The following is a 19,199-nucleotide window of genomic DNA, read 5'->3' as shown; positions in this document are numbered from 1 at the left end:
TGGACATGATTTACATCCTTTCTCTTAATAAGATCTTATTTTGAGCGGACCTTCAGAGAGTCGGGAGAGCATTTGTCTCCTCAACATATTACAAATTGTAACACATTTTTGGCTCTTATTTGTTAACAAACTGTTAACTTTCGTCCGAAGGCTCACAAACATGACTTGTATATGTGTTGAATTTTGTTAAAATCTACCAATGCGGCAAATTTTTTTGTAACCAAACCGTAATTTTTTAAGGTAAGAAATGCAACTAATTACATTTTCTCGGGCCTGTCGATATTGAGTATCTCCAGTGCGTTCCTTAGCGTCTGACGTACTGCCACGCTGAGAAGGAGACGTGCCTTCATAAGCTCCTCACTGCCTGCATTCTTTACGCTGCAGCCGTCGTAGAAGCGGTGGAACAGAGTTGCAAGGTCGATAGCGTACTTTGTGATCTTTGCGGGATCGTAGGTCCTTGCCGCCGCGTCTATCTCTCCGGGGAGGGAGGCGAGGTGGCGTATGAGCTCGATCTCTCTCGGATCGGTGAGGAGATCAAGGTCTGCGGACTCGGGCACGCTTATGCCCTCCTCTGCAAGAGCCCTGAGCATACTGCATATCCTTGCGTGAGCGTACTGGACGTAGTATACGGGGTTCTGCGAGGTCTTTTCTATTGCCAGACCGAGATCGAATTCAAACTGTGAATTTGCTTCACGGAGATTGAAGAAGAAACGGGCTGCGTCTATTGGTATCTCGTCAAGGAGAGTAACAAGGGTTATGGCCTTGCCGCTTCTCTTTGAGAGCTTTACCGTCTCGCCGTTGCGGACCAGTCTTACCATCTGCATGAGGACTACGTCCAGCTTTGTCTCGTCAACGCCGAGGGCGTTGAGGGCTGCTTTTAGTCTGGGAACGTAGCCGTGGTGGTCTGCGCCCAGTACATTGATGGCCTTGTCGAAGCCGCGCGTTACCAGCTTGTCGTAGTGGTAGGCGATATCGGGTACTATATAAGTATAGAGGCCGTTGCTGCGCTTGAGTACGAAGTCCTTGTCCATTCCGTAGTCCGTAGCCCTGAACCAGATAGCGCCGTCCTGCTCGTAGGCCTTTCCTGCCTCCATGAGCTTGTCAACAACCAGCTTTGTCTCGTTCTTTGCGTGGACCGTGCTCTCGCGGAACCAGTTGTCGTAAACGATGCGGTACTTCTTCAGGTCGCGTTCAAGGCCTGCTATATTCAGCGGCAGAGCGTAGTCGACCAGGGCCTTGCGGCGCTCTGTCTCGGAGACGGTCTCCATTGCCTTGCCGTTGATGTCGTAGAAGTTCTTTGCGTGTTCGATTATGTCTGTTCCGAGGTAAACGTCCTCGGGCATCTCAAACTTTCCGCCTTCTCCGCTTTCCTCATATATAGCCGAGCAGAGCTTGTCGGTATCGTCCTTGTACTGAGCTATGAGCTCCTGTCCCTTTTCGGAGCAGAGCTGCAAATATCTGAGCTCCAGGGACTTTCCGAACTTCTCGATCTGATTGCCTGCGTCGTTGACGTAGAATTCGCGCTCGGCGTGATAGCCTGCCCACTGGAGCACGCTGGCGAGACAGTCGCCGATAGCGCCGCCTCTTGCGTTGCCTATGTGCATGGGGCCTGTGGGGTTTGCGGAAACGAATTCAACGAGGACGCGCTTGCCCTTGCCTGTTTCGGTCTTTCCGTAGTTGCCGCCCTCGTCAAGGACGTTCTTTACTACCTCAGAGAACCACTTCCTGCTGAGGAAGAAGTTGAGGAAGCCGGGGCCTGCCACCTCTGCCCTGTCGAATATGGTGCCTTCAAGGCAGAGCTTTTCGCAGATGAGCTCTGCTATCTTCCTCGGGGGCATCCTGAGAGCCTTTGCGCATACCATTGCGGTATTTGCGGCAAGATCACCGTGGGACTTGTCCGCGGGGATCTCGATATTGAAGGGGGAGAGGGGTTCGGCAGGGATCTTCTCCTCTGCCACCAGTGCTCCGAGGGCGTCCATGATGACCTCGCGGAGGCGGACTGTTGCGGAATTGATAAGGTCTGACATTATATCTATCCTTTCTTTCGGCTCAGTTCCGAGCCTGTACTGTCATTATTATCTCGTTATCCGATAGATACGAGGAATTGAGATCCAGGGTATACTTCAGATACAGCCTGCCGTTCTCGGCCAGGGTGTTCTCTATGGCGTGGGTGTACACGCCGATCTGAAGGTTGCCGTAGGGAGTACCGTACTGGCAGAAGTGCTTGCGGCCTATCTCCAGTGAGAGTACGGAATTTGCCGTGCCCTCGCGGGTTATGGAGGCGTTTTTGCAGTCGTCCACCTTTATGGTGGTAACAGAGCCCTCAAAGCCTGTGGCCGAGGTGTCCTCGTAGGAGATGATGTCCCAGCCGTTCTCGCGGGTGAGACTGGCCTTTGTGAGCAGCTCTGTCTCGTTCTTTTCGTCTTCCTGCCACTGGATACTCGTCAGTGAGATCAAAACGTTATTTTTCAAAGCAGTCTCCTTATTGGCTCAGTATGTTCTGTCTGCGTTGTCCATTGCCTGCTCGAGGAGGCCGTCTATGAGCTCGTCGTGGGAGAAGCCCAGCTCCTCCATGAGCTTTGGGAAAACGCTGCTTTTTCTGAGCCCGGGCATAGTGCCGATCTTGTTGAGCAGGAGCTCGCCGCTGTCCGTGAGGAAGAGGTCTGCTCTTGCCATACCCTTGCAGCCCAGCGCCTTGAAGGCGGTGACTGCGGTCTCGCGCACCTTTTCCTCCACATCTCTCGGAAGGTCTGCGGGGATAATAAGATCGTCGCCTGTGCTTACGTTGAAGTTATTGGGATCGTATGGGGCGTCGGAGGCCTTTATCTCTCCGACGGAGGAGCATACGGGTGAATCGTAGCCGAACACAGCCGCTTCCAGCTTGCGGCCGCTGATGTATTTCTCTATCACTACCTTGTTGTCGCTGGAGAAGGCCAGCTTGACTGCCGCAAGGAGCTGCTCTGCGTTGTCGGCGAAGCTTACTCCTGCGTTGCTGCCGCTGTTTGCGGGCTTTACCACAAGGGGGAAGCCCAGTTCGGAGGCAACTGCCGCGCATCTCTCGTCAAGGTGATTTATCTCGCGCTGGGTGATGAGCCGCCAGGGGGCGGTCTTTATGTCGTAGTCGTCCATTACCATGTGGGTGTGGGACTTGTCCATACATGAGGCCGAGGCCAGAACGCCGCTTCCCACATAGGGTATGCCCGAAAGGTCCAGCAGGCCCTGAATGGTGCCGTCGCCGCCTCTCTTGCCCATGAGTATGGGGAATACCACGTCGATCTTCTTGAGTGAGGTCTCGCCGTTCTCGATAGTGATTATGCCTCTGTGAAGCGGGTCGGGGGATATGAATGCGGAGGTGCAGTCGGGATCCTGATCCCATGTGCCTGCTGCTATATCCTCTGCGTCGCCCGGGAAATAGAGCCAGCGTCCCTTACGGGTTATGCCTATGCATATTACCTCGTATTTATCTCTCGGGATACTGCTGATGACCTCTGCCGCCGAAGCAAGTGAAAGGTCATGCTCCTTTGCTGTGCCGCCGAAAATAACGGCAGCTTTTATCTTTGCCATATGTTTCTCCTTTTAAGGGGAATACCACGTCGATCTTCTTGAGTGAGGTCTCGCCGTTCTCGATAGTGATTATGCCTCTGTGAAGCGGGTCGGGGGATATGAATGCGGAGGTGCAGTCGGGATCCTGATCCCATGTGCCTGCTGCTATATCCTCTGCGTCGCCCGGGAAATAGAGCCAGCGTCCCTTACGGGTTATGCCTATGCATATTACCTCGTATTTATCTCTCGGGATACTGCTGATGACCTCTGCCGCCGAAGCAAGTGAAAGGTCATGCTCCTTTGCTGTGCCGCCGAAAATAACGGCAGCTTTTATCTTTGCCATATGTTTCTCCTTTTAAATAGTATCCAAAAAATTCTATTGTCATTTTCCAGTATCAATCTATTTTATCACAATTCACAAAAAACTGCAAGTATTTTTTGCGAAAATGCAGAATAACACAGTGAAATTCGCAAGTATAGTACATTGCAGACAATTTTCAACCCGTGAGTTTGTGCATAATCACAACGATTTTTTTGCCTTTTCATCATTTTGACGGAATACCCCTTAGTAAAATTGACGAAGAAAAAAGGATAAAAATGCTCCGTCCGGCAGTGGGACATGGGGGAGAGGGTACGGAAAATCTATTGACTTTTACAGGAAAATGATATATAATTATGCCTATGATATTCGGGAAACCTTACAAAGGAGATTTAATGCTATGAAAAAACTCAGAAGAACTATCCTGTGGCTGGTATTTATGGCAGTCATACTATTCATCGTCAACCTTACGGGCATACTTATCGTCAGGACGGTCATTGTAAAAATGATGGAGGACGCAACGGTGGGATACTCCGTGAAGGAAAACCAGATGCTTCACCCTGTTCCAAGGGAGCCTGATGAAAAAAACAGGACAAACGGCCTTAGTGGCCTGACCTTTGTCACACTGCTGGACAATTCAAGGATCAGGAACGATGACAAGTGGTGGTCTGTTTTTGCGTTCTTAAATATGGATATTGACCAGTCCACCGTGTTTTTTGACGAGGACGGCATGACGGAGCTCTCAAGCGGCATATTTGACGTTGTTTACGAGGATAAGGGCGGAAAGTCAGATTATATCAGATATGTGGTAGGCGTCATTGACGTCAACGAGTTCATAAAGAATGACTGCTCCTCCAAGGTATACGACCTGCTGGAAAAGAATGGGGAGGTATATGTGAGACTGGACTCCTACTCCCTTGACAGCAGCTATATCGTTCACCCCGCTTCCATAACCCTTCTTGACAGCAATAATGCGGAGCTGGGGAAATTCGATATCCCCTGCAGCGGCGATATAGTCAGCAGAGAAAATATCTTTATCCGACACGACTGGAATTGCAAGAGAGACTCCGATTACAGCCTTTACAAGAAGATAATGGACGCGCGTCTGGGTCAGCGCAAATCGGATAAGATAGCGCAGGAGCTTGTGGATAAGGCGGACTTCTCGCAGAGCAAGCAGAGATACACCAAGAGAAGCTACGGCCTTGCAACTATTACCTCAAAGCACATTGAGACTACAGACGGTCAGGCTATGGTGTGCGTTCAGCGTTTTCACTTCTACAAGGGAGTGCTGCTGTATACCATTCTGTTCGGCGGTATAATGACCCTGATATTTGTGCTGGTGTGCAGATCAAAGGACAAGAAGAAGGAGCTCGCAGGCAGCTATCAGAATTATTATCAGGGAGGCGGTTACGGCGGCTATCCCAATAACTACCCCAATAATTACGGACAGCCAAATAACTACGGCGGACGTCCGAATAATTACGGCGCTCCCAACAATTATCCGAACAATTACAATAACCCGAATAATCGCTATCGCTGAAAAAAGAGCCTTCGGAACTTTCCGAAGGCTTTGCTTTTTATCTTATGCCGGTATCTCCGTCGCCCTTCTGGAGCTTGTCGTGGGCGAGGATATAGTCGTACAGGGTCTGTACCGTAGTGAAGGCCACTCCCACATAGCTGTCGGCACAGCCGTAATATATGGCTATGCGGCCTGTGGCGGGATCCGTAAGAGCTGCGCAGGGGAAGCACACATTGGGCACAAAACCGCGCTCCTCGTACCATTCCTCGGGGGCGAGGATATAGTTCTCGCAGCGGTGCAGCACACGGGAGGGCTCGTTTATGTCCAGTATGGCGGCGCCGATGCTGTAGACATAGCCGTTGCAGGTGTTCACAACTCCGTGATAGAACAGCAGCCAGCCCTTGTCGGTCTCGATGGGGGCGGCTCCTGCGCCTATCTTCAGGTTCTCCCACCAGTTGCCGGAACTTCCCATTACATGGCGGTGACGTCCCCAGAACTCCGTGTCGGGGCTCTCGGACAGGAATATATCGCCGAATGCGGTGTGTCCGTTGTCGCAGGGGCGGGACAGCATGACGAAATTGCCGTTTATCTTCCTCGGGAAGAGGACGGCATTGCGGTTATAGGGAAGGTAGGGATTTTCAAGGCGTGTGAAGGTCATGAAATCTTTGGTCTCCGCAATGCCGATGGTTGGACCGAATGCGTCCTGGCACCACATGATGTAGTATGTATCATCGACTTTAACAAGTCGGGGGTCGTATGCGTAGGGCGGCATGAAGGGGGCGCCGTTCCTGTCGGTGAAGGCTATCCTTTCGGGCTCGAATTCCCAGTGTATGGCGTCACTGCTCCTGCCCAGATATATGTGGGGTATTCCGTTGCGCTGCTCGCCGCGGAATACTCCGATAAAGCCGCCGCCGTATGGGATGACGGCGCTGTTGAATATCCTTGCCACCTCGGGAAGGGGATTCCTGCCGATTATGGGGTTTCCGCTGTATCTCCACACAGGAGCCGTACAGCCGTCGGGTCTGTCCTGCCACGGTATGTTAGGCAGCTCACTGCCGATCATCCTGATATCCGTCATAATGGTCTCCTTAAATTTAAGCTATGGGATATGCGTTAATTAAATTATACAGTAATTTTGTCCGCAAGTCAATAGGAAACTGAAAATTTTTCTTTAATTTACAGAGGGCTCAAAGTTTACACAAAGTTATAGAAAAAACAGCCGCCAGGGTGTATAATGAAATAAAAACGGAGGGGAGACTATGAAGATAATCACGGAAAAGACCAGAAGCTTCGGCAATATACACTATTTCTGCGCCTATGTGGGCGGCAGCCCCCTTTCCAGCTATGTGCTCTGCGGAAGAAACGGCGATATGCTCATAGATACGGGGATATCCCTTGTTTACAGGCGGCTGGCGGAGTACATCTCGGGATTTGATATACGTTATATCTTCCTTACTCACGCCCATACCGACCATGACAGCAACGCCGAAAGGCTGCGCCGCGAAACGGGTGCGGAGATAATCCTCGGCGAGCGGGACAGGGAGCTCATAGGCCACTTCGGCAGGCAGCCCGTAAAAGCTACCTCGCCAAGGTACAGGCTCAGGAACGTGCAGCAGAACCTTATGGGCGGCATGAAGCTCTTCAGCACAAAGCCCTATACTCCCGATATCTTCCTCGGCAGCGGCGACAGATACGCTCTCAGGGAGCTGGGCTTTGATGCGGAGGTTGTGCCTCTGGCGGGACATACCCTGGGCTCTTTGGGAGTGCTCTCGGAGGGGGTGCTGTACTGCGGCGACGCCTTTACCGCAATATGGAGAAAGCCCGATATCACGCCTCATGCAGCTTCTCTCGCAGCCATGGAGCGCTCTCTGCAAAGAATGCTGGATATAGCTCCGGAATGGCTGGCTACGGGACACGGGCTGCCCGTTGAAATGAGAGAGGCGAGACCTGTAATTAAAAAATATCTGCTTATGGGCAGGCATAGTCAGCTTAAATAATAACTTAAAGGAGGCGGCTTTATGAATGTTTTTGAATTTATCAGCGGAATTTCCGGCGGACGCTTCGATCAGCAGCTGCGCAGGCTCTACGGGGCTTCCGATAAGGCTGTCCTCAGAGCGAGGGCAAGATATCTCAGTGCGGCAGAGCGGTTCTCTGCTCTGTATCCGCAGTGCGAGGAGCTCCATGTCTATTCGGCTCCCGGAAGAACGGAGATAGGCGGCAATCATACGGATCACCAGCACGGCTGTGTGCTTGCGGCGGCTGTGAGCCTTGATATCATCGCTATGGTATCGTTCCATGACGAGGGCGTTATCCGCATAAAGTCCGAGGGCTTTACCGCCGACGAGATAGACCTTGGCTGCCTCGAGGTAAACGGTGCGGAGAAGGGGACCTCTGCGGCTCTGGTGCGCGGCATTGCGGCTAAATTCGCGGAAAAGGGCGTAAGCATCGGCGGCTTTGACGCATATATCACCTCTGATGTGGCAGGCGGCAGCGGTCTTTCGTCGTCGGCTGCATTTGAGGTGCTGATGGCAACTATTATCAACAAGCAGTATAACGACGGCATGGCGTCTGCCGAGACGCTGGCAAGAATAGGAAAGTTTGCGGAAAATGCCTATTTCGGCAAGAACTGCGGCCTCATGGATCAGATGGTGTGCGCTTGCGGAGGCTTCGCTGCCATCGACTTCGGGGATCCGCAGGAGCTGAAGATCTCGGCAGTGGATTTTGACTTCGACAAGGCAGGGTATTCGGTGTGCATTACCGATACTAACGGAGATCACGCCGATCTGTCCGATGAATACGGCGCTGTGGCTGCGGAGATGAAGCACGTCGCGGAGGCTATGGGCTGCGAGTATCTACGCTATGCCGACGAGGAGGAGTTCTATTCGAGGCTCCCCGAACTCCGCGAGACCTGCACCGACAGGGAACTGCTCCGTGCCGCTCATTTCTTCGCGGAGAACAGGCGTGCTGCCGAGGAGGCGCAGGCTCTTGCGGAGGGCGATACGGTGCGCTTCTTTGAGCTGGTGAACGAGTCGGGGAATTCCTCTGCTCAGCTGCTTCAGAATCTCTATCCCGCAGGTGAGCCGCAGTCTCAGCCGCTGACTCTGGCAATAATGCTCAGCAAGCGGTTTCTTGGCGGCAGCGGTGCGGTGCGCGTTCACGGCGGCGGCTTTGCAGGTACCGTTCAGGCCTTTGTGCCAAACTATCTGGCGGGAGACTATGCCGCGGAGATGGAGCGCGTTTTCGGCGCAGGGTGCTGCAATGTGCTGACTATCAGACCTGTTGGCGGTTATGAGCTGGTGTTATAAATCATAATTTAGCGTATTAGCTTTGCTGAGCCCATGAAAGGGATTCCAAAGGGTTTACAACCCTTTGGTCAGGTCAAGGGCTGACAGCCCTTGCGGGGATCGGGGCGGCGCCCCGAATACGTCAGGCGCTTCGCAAAGGGTGAATTCAAAAACAGTCCAGTGGACTGTTTTTGAAGAGGGAACGCCTTGCAAGAGAAGGCGTTCCCTGATGGGACGCCGAGGGCGGCGTCCCTTACAAATTATGATTTATGGAGGTGCTCGGATGAATGGTTTTCCTGAGTTCATGAAGAGAACTGCAAATAAAATACCTGCTGCACAGCAGAATACTCCCGACATAGAGGGCTATTACTATACCGCTCCCGACGGCAGCCAGATGGCCTTCTGGACCTATCCCTGCGACAGAGTCTCAAAGGAACACGTTCACGATTACGATGAGTATATGATCTGCGTTGAGGGTGAATATACCGTCACTGTAAACGGCGAGGCTACCGTCCTCCATGCAGGGGACGAGCTCTTTATCCCAAAAGGAACAGTGCAGGGCGGCAGCTGTAAGGCAGGCACAAGAACTATCCACGCTTTCGGCGGCAGGAGGGTAAAATAAGCTGTGATAACGATAAAAAGCTTCAGCGCTGATATGCAGAGATCCGTGTGTGAATTCCTGGCCGATGTTTTCCCCGAGTCGGGCAAGGTATTCGAGCCGGAGGGCAGGCACGCTTCCTTTGCAGATATTGAGCATAATTATATGGGCTTCTGGTGCGCTGTGGACGATGAAAAGATCATCGGTACCGTGGGCGTGAAAAAGCTCGGCGATACACTCTGCGAACTGAAAGCAATGTATCTGTTCAGGGAGTATCACGGACGGGGACTGGGACGCAGACTTGCGGAAACAGCTGTGAACTTTGCGCGGAGTTCGGGCTTCGGGAGCATTGTTCTGGATACCGTATCAACTTACGAAAACGCGCTGGCACTGTATAAAAAGATGGGCTTTCAACGCATTGAACGCTATAACGATAATGAAAGGGCGGATGTTTTTATGTCTAAACAACTTGATGGCGGTTCGTTAATAAGGGAGATCGCCGATGAGGACTTTGACGGCCTGATGCGCCTTTATACGGAGCTTCACGATAACCCTGTCCCCGAAAAGGATCAGCGGGTTATGGAGGTCTGGAAAAGTGTTCTCGCCGACAAGAACCACCATATCATCGTCGCAGATGCGGACGGGCGTATCGCGGCTTCATGCGTTTGCGTGATAATACCTAACCTTACCCGCGGTCAGCGTCCATATGCCTTTATCGAGAATGTGGTCACCTCCGCAGAATTCCGCCGCAAGGGTCTGGCTACAGCCTGCCTCGACTACGCTCGTGAAATCGCACGGAAAGAGAACTGCTATAAAATGATGCTCCTGACCGGCTCCAAGGAGGAGGGCACTCTGCGATTCTACGAGAATGCAGGCTATAACAGAAAAGACAAGACCGCCTTTATCCAGTGGCTGTGAGGTGCTCATGATACTGCGTAGATTTGAAGTCGCTGACGGTGCGGCCATTTTAAGCTGGATAAAAAACGAACGGGAGTTCAGACTGTGGAGCGCCGACCGCTTCGGTGATTATCCTATAACTCCCGAAGAACTTGCCGACCACTACGACAAGTGCGCAGAAACAGGTGCTTTCTTCCCGTTTACCGCTGTAGACGGGAACGGAGAGGCTGTGGGGCATCTGATACTCCGCTATACTGACGACTATAAAAAAGAAGTCCGCTTCGGCTTCGTCATCGTTGACAGCTACCGCCGCGGACAAGGTCTCGGCAGGGAAATGCTCGGGCTTGCTAAGAAATATGCTGCGGCGGAGCTTCACGCACAGCGTATTTCACTGGGCGTTTTCGAGAATAATGCTTCCGCACTGAACTGCTACAAAGCCGTTGGATTTGCCGAAAAGAAACGTCAGGATGAGTATTATTCCGTTCTCGGCGAGAGATGGAAGTGTCTGGAAATGGAGATCCCGATATGTGAAAGCCATCAGGCAGATAGTTAAAACAAAAAAATATTTCGTGTGCGGTTGACTTTTGACTGCCTGTGTGATATAATAATATAGTCGCAGATGATACTGCACTATATATCGCGGTGTGGAGCAGCTAGGTAGCTCGTCGGGCTCATAACCCGAAGGTCGTTGGTTCAAATCCAGCCGCCGCAACCATATTGGCGTGACTAAAAGAATGACACGCACTGAAAAGCCCGATTTATCGGGCTTTTTTGCTACCCTAGTGTTGAGCGAAAAATTGAAAAACTGAGGGATGACATTGCAATATTTAGGCAGTTTTGGAGGATTTGAACTGCCACAAAGGCAGTTTTTATACCACTCATAGGTCTAAGCACAGGTAAATCTCAGTTTTTCAGAGAAAAATAGTACACAAAGTTTCGGACTCGGTTTTAGTGGTTTTCACGAAATGTGAAAACGCTGAATCGAGTCCTTTTTTATTTTACCCAAAACAAATGATAGAATGCCTATCAGAATTTGTGAGCCGTTTTTGACGGCGGCAGTGGCAGGTCGGGGAACTACGCCGCCGAGGAAAGATAAAGCCGCTGTGGACGATTTGTGAGCCTCCTGTGGCAGATACATAGAAAGCAGATCACGCCTGCTGTCTATGGAATAATTATGACAGGAGGAAAACAGATGAACAAATTCTACATGAACGGTAAGCTGATACACAAGGCTTCCGATCACAACACCAAACGCTGTGAGGTCGAGAAATGGGTATTCCTTCCTCACTCCGACTATGAAAGGCTGAAAGCAAACCCATATCAGGAGCATGAGGCGATAACTGCCGCCAGGGACCTTATGTACGAGGACAAGAATGCCTATCACTGCATAATGCTGCTTGATGAGTACGGCGAAGACGGACTGCTCATCGAGGCTGAAGGATTTGATTATCCTCGCCTTTCCATGTTCGTGCCTGATGCTAAGTCGATCTACGAAAGGTACCAGACTTCCGAACCCGAACTGAAACTTCACGATATGATCAAGGATACTGTTGAAAAGATCGCTGAACTTGCTCACACAGACAAGACAGACTTCACATCGGCTGATATGATCGACATGGATGAGGTCGAAAGTCTGGTCAAAGATGCTATCGTACAGCAGCTCGCTCAGAGGTATGATATCAAAATGGCTAAGAATACGGATATCGGCGTAGACTTTCAGCCGGATATCCATGTTGAGGCTGAAAAGCTCACCGAGCTGAAGTTCTATTGTCCCCTTAAAGTTCAGCGAGAAATTCAGCCTACATTCGATGAGGACGGAGAAGATGAATTCTTCGAGGACACAGAGGAACTCTCAGATTTCGAGGTACTTGAGTACGAAAGCGAGATCAGTGATGCTATCGAGGCGTATCAGTCAGACGAGGAAGAAAACCGTGGAATAATGGCTTATCTCGGCGACAGAAAGCGTTTTTCAGATAAGGTCTACTCCATATTCCCATCTGTTGAGAAGGTTGGCGACAGACTCATGGGAGTATTTACCTGCCAGATATGCGGAGAACTTGACAGCTATGAGTATGACGAGCTGTTACACGAACTCTCCGGACAGGCAAGTGACGGTTGGGGCGAAGGCTTCGAGCAGCGTGATATCCATACTTCTGAGGGAGATATCTACGTCAGCTTCTATGACACCAGCGGTGCATGGGAGCTTATGACTGAGGAAGAAGTAAAGGCGGCTCCTGAGTCGCCGTTAGAAGATGTCGAATTAAAAATGTGAGGTGAGCTACTTAATGATAAACGTTAATATCCGATATAAGGGAAAAGAACTATCAACAATATTACCTAAATGTAATGATGAGCTGAGGGCAGATCTGAAAAAGGCAGGAATAGACCTGCCTGCTGAAAAACTAAAGCTCAGAAGCAGTGCCAAAGAACAGTATCTTGTCGGTCTCTATACCAATAACCCACTTGATGATCTCATTATAGATAGATTATGTAATAATGATAATCTATTTGAACTCAATAATCTTTGTGGAATTCTGGATAACGTTGCAGATCATGATTTAATCTTTAAAACCATCTTATGTAGTGATGCCAGATGTATAAACGGCATCAAAAAATTGTTTGCAGATCACTTTATGGAGTTTTCTGATAAGCTGGTGTTAAACACACATCTTGAGGAGAAACCTGCCACTTTTAATGTTAAAAAATGTGTAATCGAAAAGGCAATTGCCGTAACTCATAAAAACTTCGAGCATATCTCACGGTTCCCTTTTATGAGTTTGGCGTTTCTAGAAAGAAACAAGGATTTCATGTACTATGATGACGAGGAAAAAATGTATCACTGTATTCTCCTCTATGATATTGATTTTGGTGATGGGATACTTATAGAATCTGAGGGTAGCCCCCACACACGATACGCTCAGTATATACCACAGGCCAAATACATTTATGAACAGTTTCTCGATTCTCACTTGAACGAAATACGCCTTTGCTGTCCAATAGAAATATATCAGCATATCAAGGACAATCCGAAGGATAACTGTATTCTTGATAATGCAGATATGGCTGGATATGCGGATGATATCAACACCTTCATCCGTGAAAATGATCTTCCTGCAGAACATAAGCGTGGTCTTATGCTTTGGTATTCTCCTGAAGGCCCTGAAGATGAGATATCGGAAAAGGTCCAGTCAGCACACTGTACAGTAGAGGTTATAAACGGTGAGCTGACTGGAGTTATAACTGCAAAGATAACTGGTGAGCTATCCGATGAAGAAATGGAGATATTCAGACAATACTGCGTCGGTCAGCTGAGTGACGGCTGGGGCAAATCGCTGGAGCAGAAGTACATGAGAACAGAGGTCGGAGAGATCAATATCAGCTTCTGGTCAGACGATGAAGCATGGGCTCTTGTACCCGAGGACGAGTATTTAAGCGATAATACAGAGGATATGGAGATGAGTATGTGAGTAAAGTTGAGATCAATATACCTCCGCAGTTTTCAGAAGCAATCGAGAAAGCTGCGGAAAAAGAAGGAATAACCGCAGACGAACTGACAGAAAGAGCTATGAAGAAGCTCTTGGAGAGGAGCGATGAGAATGTCAGAAGCTGAAAAGAAAGGCATAACAGTAAAGATCGATGCTGACCTGCACGCTCAGGTCAGGCAGTACATCGAAGCAAACGGAATGACAATGGCGGAGTTCGTATCAAAAGCTCTTGATGACGAGCTCCACCCGAAGACAACTATCAAGGAGGAAAAATATATGGGAAATATGCGTACAATGGCGTTTCAGGTGCCGGAGGATTTATTCCTTCAGATCAAGGACTATCTGGACAGGCACCACATGACACAGAAGCAGTTCGTACTCGGCCTCATTCAGGACGAGCTTGACCGTGACTATGAGGAACAGCAGGCAATGGCTGAAAAGCAGCAGTCAGAGGATGAGCCTGACGAAGATGAGGATGAAGACCTCGATGAAGCCGAAGATGAGGACGAAGGTGAAGATTTCGACGAATCCGAAGATCCGGAAGAATCTGAGGACGAGGGAATGTCTATGGATATGTGAGGTGTTCAGGTGAAAGGATTTCCGTCAAGAGAACAGGTTGAGCGACTGAGACAGCAGTACCCGAAAGGAACGAAGATATGCTGTGACTATATGTTTGATGATCCCCGACCTATCCCTCCCGGAACTATTGGAGAAGTGGTTGGAGTGGATGACGCCGGACAGGTCATGACGAGATGGAGCAACGGTAGTTCTCTTTCCGTTATCCCCGGTGTTGACAGCTTTCATGTGGTTCAGTCTGCTGTATCAGAAGCTAAAAAAGAACTGACAGAGAAACACAGCAGTCGATATGGCGACGTTTATGTCTCCACCTGTTTCGATAATTCTATCCCGAGAGTTGATGATAATGGCAACGAGATACTCTGTGAAGGATACTACTGTCAGGTGTTCAGTGACAGCGACTGCACGAATGAAATCGATAGTTTCTGTCTTGCAGAAGGTGTTGAGATCACAGACCTGTCGGATGAAGCTGTTGCGGCTGGTATCAAGAGCTACCTTGGCTTGAATAATGAGGATATAGCTCAGGATGAGGACGAATCTCAGGGAATGTCGATTGACTTATGACCGCAGGTATGGTATAATAGAGCTCGCAGTAAAAACAGAAAGAGGAAGATCAAATGGAAAAAGAACAGAATACTGTTGAGCTTACAAGAGCGATGTATAAGGAAATCAAGGCTATGAACCGGGACCAGATGCAGCAGGTGCTGACTAACATCTATGACCAGGGTGCTAAAAGCGTCGAGCATGGTGCTATCGAGTTCGAGAGTCTTCGTGAAGAGATCAGCAAGATCAACGGTATCGGCGAAAAACGTCTCGATGAAATAATGGCAGTAATAGAGAGCTTCATCTCTCCTGCCGAATAACAACTGAATACTATTATAAATATAATTAAAGGCCATCGGTGGTGAGTCCGTAACAGGACAACTACCGGTGGCCTTTTTTCGTTACATACAGCTGTCTGCAAAAATGCAGGCGGCTGTAATTTTTTGATGAAAGGTGTGAGTCTATTGAACTACGAAAGCTACCAGAGAAAAGAAATCGAAAGAAAGAGGAAGGTGAAGAAGAATTGTGATACGATATTTAGATATGTTCGCAGGTATCGGCGGTTTCCGCTCAGGCCTTGAACGAGTCGGCGGCTTTGAGTGTGTCGGTTACTGCGAGATAGACAAATTCGCAAAACAGGCGTATGAAGCGCTTTACGACACATCAAAGGAGGAATATTTCGATGACGCAAGAAAAATCATCCCCGAAGACTTGCCGGATATCGACCTTATTTGCGGAGGATTTCCTTGCCAGAGCTTTTCAATCGCAGGAAAACGGAGAGGCTTTGAGGACGCCCGAGGAACCATGTTCTTTGAAATTGCTCGGATCGCTGCCGTTAAAAGACCTCGCTATCTGCTGCTTGAAAACGTACCCGGACTGTTATCGCATGACGAAGGCAGGACATTTGCGACCATCCTCACTGCGCTGGATGACTTGGGGTACGATGTCGCATGGCAATGTCTTAACAGCGCGAATTTCGGAGTCGCCCAAGCCAGAAAAAGAGTGTTCATTGTCGGATTTCTTAGAGCCGAGTGTGCCGGAAGAATACTGTCTTTCACAGACGCAAATCCAAAAACTCTTATCCAGCGCATACCCGGAAAAGAAGGATGCAGAGTCTACTCTCCCGAAGGACTGAGCATAACGCTGACCGGAACAGCAGGCGGATTCGGTGGTAAGTCTGGGCTGTATGAGATACTTGGTCTTCCGATAAAGTCCCTTACAAAGTCAGGATATCAGATAGCTGTCCCCGGAGATAGTATCGACCTTGCATATGCGGATATGAACAGTCGCAGAGGGCGTGTCGGACATGACATAGCCCATACGGTAACGCCGTCGGCAACACAGGGCTTCTATTCAGTGAAATGTATAGATATGAATCCAGAGCCTGCTATAACAGACCTTGCAAGGTGTATAACTGCACGGCAGGATAACGGTATCGGACATCATAAAGGCGAAAAATCAGCGGCTCTCTTCATGGACAAGCCGATACCCGTGCTCACTCCTGCCAAAGATAAGGTACGGCAGCAAGGCAGACGCTTCAAGAATCCGGACGAGCCGATGTTTACTATTACAGTAACAGACCGGAATGGCGTTATGTATAACGGACTCATAAGGAAGCTCATGCCGCTTGAATGCTGGCGATTGCAGGGATTTACCGATGAGCAGTTCAATAAAGTCAAAGCGACAGGAATGTCAAACGCACAGCTATACAAGCAAGCCGGAAACGCTGTGACAGTCAATGTCATAGAGGCTCTGGCGAGATTCATAAAGGAAATTGATATGGAGGAATTTGAGAATGAATGAAATCATGATTTTTAACAACCCCGAGTTCGGCTCGGTAAGAACAGTATGTATCGAGGGCGAGCCTTGGCTTGTTGGAAAGGATGTAGCTGTAATACTTGGTTACAGTAATGACAGAGATGCACTTCAAGCGCACGTAGATGCCGAAGATAAGCGAATAATTCAAAAGTCGGATTTTCCGACTTTTAAAATTTCCAACAGAGGAATGACTGTTATCAACGAATCAGGCCTATATAGCCTTGTCCTTTCAAGCAAACTCCCCACAGCCAAGAAGTTCAAGCGTTGGGTAACAGCAGAGATACTCCCGACAATCAGAAAGACCGGCGGCTATGTTGCAAATGAGGATGTGTTCGTTGAGACATATCTCCCCTTTGCAGATGAACCTATAAAGCAGCTCTTCAGGATACAGTGCAGAGTCATCAATCAGCTCAATGAGCGTATCCGTAAGGACGAGCCGAAGGTGAAGTTCGCAGACCATGTTGGTGACAGTACAAATGTTATCGATGTTAATCGAATGGCTAAGCTCTGTGCAGATCACGGTATCCGCATCGGACGCAACAGGCTGTTCGCATGGATGAGATCCCGTGGAATCCTTATGGGCGGCAATATCCCATATCAGGAATACATTGAGAACGGATACTTCCGTGTGAAGGAGTCCGTATATGAGACCAACGGTCAGACAAGGACGTATCAGCAGACCTTTGTCACAGGCAAGGGTCAGCAGTACATCCTTTCAAGACTTATGAGAGAGTATGGAGGTGTGATGAGTGCCTAATCATGTTACAAGTGTAATCACCCTTTCAGGTGACGAAAACCGCATAAAGGCTATGCTTGAGGCGATACAGAATGAGGAATACGGCTTAGGATCGGTGGATTTTAATAAGATACTGCCTATGCCTGAATCCTTGCATATGACAAGCGGCTCTATCGAGGACAGTGCCATTGCTGTATATATTTCCGCTGTTAATCCCATAAATGAGGAATTTGAAGGTGTCAAGAAGAAAGATGCCGCTGAATTCCGTGAAATGCTCAAGAAGCTGCCTGTCTTATCGCAGAAGATAGATATTCTCATGCCTGAGAACGAAGCTATAAACTTAGCTGAGGACAGGTATCGTGAGAGTGTGAAGTATCTGGTGGATAAAGGCGAGAAATACGTTTCCAACCTCATACAGTACGGAGCCTCTACGTGGTACGACTGGGCTGTCGGTAATTGGGGTACCAAATGGAATGCTTATGGCTACGACAACGGAGTAGAAATGGAAGACGGTAAGCTGAAATTTCTCACAGCATGGGCAGCTCCTCACCCCATAATGCAGAAGCTGTCTGAGATGTATCCGGATATAAAGTTCGAACACGAATGGGCTGACGAGGATATCGGCAATAACTGCGGACGCTACGTCTATTACGACGGCAAACGCATAGAAGAATACTTCCCCGAGAGCCAGAAGGACTGCCTTGAATTTGCGGCAAAAGTAATGGATGCGAGCCTCGAGGAAGACTATTCTCTTTACCTTAATGCTACCGAGACCGAATATATAAACATCGAGTATGATGATGAGTATGAGCTCATCGAGGTGGCTGGACATACGGCTCTCTTCACAAATGACCGCATCACTGATGCCAATATTCCGAAGGGAATGTACTGCTATCATCTGCGCCATAACGATGACGGAGAATTCTTCGCTATAGAGAAAAATGTTTCAGTAAATCATGCAGGTTCTATCGTAACAAAGGAACCCATTGATCTCAGAAGTAAAGGATATATCGTGCTTGACGAGGACAGCAGTCCTAACTTCCTCGGTGAAACTATGTCCCTGTATATGTTCAGGGATTATGATCCCGGGCAGACCGAGGAACTGAGCATTGGAATGTCGGAGGTGTGATATGGACGAGAAAAGAAAAGTAATGCAGGAAGAGCTTGAATCAGCGGAATTCATGCATAATAAATGGATCGAGGATGAAAAATGCGGAGATCGAGCTGTCTTTGAAAACTGCTCCTTTGAGAGATTATCATTTAAGGGGAAACAGTTCAACAGTGCTGCGTTCAGGAACTGTGAGTTCAGGCTCTGTGATATGACAGATGCAGGTATGTGCTTCGCCGAGTTTAATAATGTGAAGTTCAGCGGCTGTGACTGTACTATGTTTACTGCCGAAGAAGCAGCATTCAGAAACGTTACATTCGATAAATGTGACCTCAAAAGTGCTGTATTCACCCATAGTTCGCTGAGAAATATCGCATTCGATAAATGTGAGACTGACGGCATGAGTATGCAGAACTGCTATGAGCTCCCCGAAGCAGAGATCATAAGGGTATCTCCGGAAGACCTGCGTAAGATGAACAACAAGGAAGGACTTATCCTTCAGGGCTGCGGCGGAGATCTTCAGGAATGGGCTGACGGTATAAACTCAGCACTTATCGACACAGACATCCTGAAATCACCGTTCGACAGGCTCTATGTCTTTGAAAATGAAGGACTTACTAATATAATGTTCCCGTTTGAAGATGTTGAGCTTGATGTCGGAAAGCTGGCAATGTGGAGACTTCAGACTCATGAGCAGTTCGGCGGCACATGGCTCTCAGACTATGTTCCCAACAGGCTTGGCGGTTTTATTGAGGAACAGCCTGCACAGGAGC

The 19,199-nt window shown here is 49.1% G+C and carries 20 protein-coding genes, 1 tRNA gene and 3 pseudogenes; 19 read left to right on the top strand and 5 right to left on the bottom strand.

Annotated features, from left to right (window positions below):
* Positions 1-257 precede the first annotated feature (257 nt).
* Genes argS through Q0Y65_RS15405 form a run of 4 tightly spaced genes read right to left on the bottom strand, consistent with a single transcriptional unit; the run spans position 258 to position 3,886 of the window.
* Positions 258-2,027, bottom strand: a complete 1,770-nt coding sequence (gene argS, locus Q0Y65_RS15420) for an arginine--tRNA ligase (RefSeq protein WP_297961820.1) — start codon at positions 2,025-2,027, stop codon at positions 258-260.
* 22 nt (positions 2,028-2,049) lie between these two features.
* Positions 2,050-2,472, bottom strand: a complete 423-nt coding sequence (locus Q0Y65_RS15415; protein WP_297961817.1) for a DUF1934 domain-containing protein — start codon at positions 2,470-2,472, stop codon at positions 2,050-2,052.
* Between the two features lie 18 nt (positions 2,473-2,490).
* Positions 2,491-3,564 (bottom strand): D-alanine--D-alanine ligase family protein, encoded by a 1,074-nt coding sequence (locus Q0Y65_RS15410; protein ID WP_297961814.1) that lies wholly within the window; start codon positions 3,562-3,564, stop codon positions 2,491-2,493.
* Positions 3,512-3,886: a hypothetical protein gene (locus tag Q0Y65_RS15405; RefSeq protein ID WP_297961811.1), complete on the bottom strand. Its 375-nt coding sequence runs from the start codon at positions 3,884-3,886 to the stop codon at positions 3,512-3,514. The genes Q0Y65_RS15410 and Q0Y65_RS15405 overlap by 53 nt, the downstream gene beginning before the upstream one ends.
* A gap of 376 nt (positions 3,887-4,262) precedes the next feature.
* Here Q0Y65_RS15405 and Q0Y65_RS15400 point away from each other — a divergent pair, with 376 nt between their 5' ends.
* On the top strand, positions 4,263-5,402 hold the full coding sequence (locus tag Q0Y65_RS15400; RefSeq protein ID WP_297961808.1) for a hypothetical protein: 1,140 nt from the start codon (positions 4,263-4,265) through the stop codon (positions 5,400-5,402).
* A gap of 37 nt (positions 5,403-5,439) precedes the next feature.
* On the opposite strand, the gene Q0Y65_RS15395 is transcribed toward Q0Y65_RS15400, so the two are convergent.
* Positions 5,440-6,459 (bottom strand): glycoside hydrolase family 130 protein, encoded by a 1,020-nt coding sequence (locus Q0Y65_RS15395; RefSeq protein WP_297961805.1) that lies wholly within the window; start codon positions 6,457-6,459, stop codon positions 5,440-5,442.
* 181 nt (positions 6,460-6,640) lie between these two features.
* On the opposite strand from Q0Y65_RS15395, the gene Q0Y65_RS15390 reads away from it, so the two are divergent.
* From Q0Y65_RS15390 to Q0Y65_RS15305, 18 genes and pseudogenes are all read left to right on the top strand, one after another.
* Entirely contained in the window at positions 6,641-7,378 is a 738-nt protein-coding gene (locus tag Q0Y65_RS15390; RefSeq protein WP_297961803.1) for an MBL fold metallo-hydrolase, read from the top strand.
* 21 nt (positions 7,379-7,399) lie between these two features.
* Positions 7,400-8,686 (top strand): galactokinase family protein, encoded by a 1,287-nt coding sequence (locus tag Q0Y65_RS15385; RefSeq protein ID WP_297961800.1) that lies wholly within the window; start codon positions 7,400-7,402, stop codon positions 8,684-8,686.
* Positions 8,687-8,948: 262 nt separating this feature from the next.
* Positions 8,949-9,287: a cupin domain-containing protein gene (locus Q0Y65_RS15380; RefSeq protein ID WP_297961797.1), complete on the top strand. Its 339-nt coding sequence runs from the start codon at positions 8,949-8,951 to the stop codon at positions 9,285-9,287.
* A 33-nt stretch (positions 9,288-9,320) separates the two neighbouring features.
* Positions 9,321-9,677: pseudogene (locus Q0Y65_RS15375) on the top strand (GNAT family N-acetyltransferase); the annotation flags it as partial.
* Between the two features lie 42 nt (positions 9,678-9,719).
* Positions 9,720-10,181, top strand: a complete 462-nt coding sequence (locus Q0Y65_RS15370) for a GNAT family N-acetyltransferase (protein ID WP_297961826.1) — start codon at positions 9,720-9,722, stop codon at positions 10,179-10,181.
* Positions 10,132-10,713 (top strand): GNAT family N-acetyltransferase, encoded by a 582-nt coding sequence (locus Q0Y65_RS15365; protein ID WP_297961793.1) that lies wholly within the window; start codon positions 10,132-10,134, stop codon positions 10,711-10,713. The genes Q0Y65_RS15370 and Q0Y65_RS15365 overlap by 50 nt, the downstream gene beginning before the upstream one ends.
* Before the next feature lie 85 nt (positions 10,714-10,798).
* A tRNA-Met gene (locus Q0Y65_RS15360) sits at positions 10,799-10,875 on the top strand.
* Between the two features lie 477 nt (positions 10,876-11,352).
* Positions 11,353-12,432 (top strand): DUF6329 domain-containing protein, encoded by a 1,080-nt coding sequence (locus tag Q0Y65_RS15355; protein ID WP_297961790.1) that lies wholly within the window; start codon positions 11,353-11,355, stop codon positions 12,430-12,432.
* Positions 12,433-12,445: 13 nt separating this feature from the next.
* Positions 12,446-13,627, top strand: coding sequence for a DUF6329 domain-containing protein (locus Q0Y65_RS15350; RefSeq protein ID WP_297961787.1), 1,182 nt, complete (start codon positions 12,446-12,448; stop codon positions 13,625-13,627).
* On the top strand, positions 13,624-13,770 hold the full coding sequence (locus tag Q0Y65_RS15345; RefSeq protein ID WP_297961784.1) for a CopG family transcriptional regulator: 147 nt from the start codon (positions 13,624-13,626) through the stop codon (positions 13,768-13,770). The genes Q0Y65_RS15350 and Q0Y65_RS15345 overlap by 4 nt, the downstream gene beginning before the upstream one ends.
* On the top strand, positions 13,757-14,224 hold the full coding sequence (locus tag Q0Y65_RS15340; RefSeq protein WP_297961782.1) for a hypothetical protein: 468 nt from the start codon (positions 13,757-13,759) through the stop codon (positions 14,222-14,224). Before Q0Y65_RS15345 ends, Q0Y65_RS15340 begins: the two co-directional genes overlap by 14 nt.
* A 9-nt stretch (positions 14,225-14,233) precedes the next feature.
* Positions 14,234-14,785 (top strand): DUF4314 domain-containing protein, encoded by a 552-nt coding sequence (locus tag Q0Y65_RS15335; RefSeq protein ID WP_297961779.1) that lies wholly within the window; start codon positions 14,234-14,236, stop codon positions 14,783-14,785.
* A gap of 53 nt (positions 14,786-14,838) precedes the next feature.
* Positions 14,839-15,084, top strand: coding sequence for a hypothetical protein (locus Q0Y65_RS15330; RefSeq protein ID WP_297961776.1), 246 nt, complete (start codon positions 14,839-14,841; stop codon positions 15,082-15,084).
* Positions 15,085-15,289: 205 nt separating this feature from the next.
* The gene (dcm, locus tag Q0Y65_RS15325) at positions 15,290-16,567 is read left to right on the top strand and encodes a DNA (cytosine-5-)-methyltransferase (protein ID WP_297961774.1); all 1,278 of its coding nucleotides are present in this window, start codon (positions 15,290-15,292) and stop codon (positions 16,565-16,567) included.
* Positions 16,560-17,339 (top strand): phage antirepressor KilAC domain-containing protein, encoded by a 780-nt coding sequence (locus tag Q0Y65_RS15320; protein WP_297961771.1) that lies wholly within the window; start codon positions 16,560-16,562, stop codon positions 17,337-17,339. The genes dcm and Q0Y65_RS15320 overlap by 8 nt, the downstream gene beginning before the upstream one ends.
* On the top strand, positions 17,332-18,447 hold the full coding sequence (locus Q0Y65_RS15315; RefSeq protein WP_297961768.1) for an LPD28 domain-containing protein: 1,116 nt from the start codon (positions 17,332-17,334) through the stop codon (positions 18,445-18,447). Before Q0Y65_RS15320 ends, Q0Y65_RS15315 begins: the two co-directional genes overlap by 8 nt.
* A 1-nt stretch (position 18,448) precedes the next feature.
* A pseudogene (locus Q0Y65_RS15310) lies at positions 18,449-18,769 on the top strand (pentapeptide repeat-containing protein); the annotation flags it as partial.
* A 63-nt stretch (positions 18,770-18,832) separates the two neighbouring features.
* Positions 18,833-19,199: pseudogene (locus Q0Y65_RS15305) on the top strand (hypothetical protein); the annotation flags it as partial.

It is taken from the genome of uncultured Ruminococcus sp., assembly GCF_947301925.1.
In the GTDB taxonomy this organism is placed as follows: Bacteria; Bacillota; Clostridia; order Oscillospirales; family Ruminococcaceae; genus Ruminococcus.
Note: the sequence above shows the minus strand (reverse complement) of the source record. Positions and strands in the feature narration are given on the sequence as shown.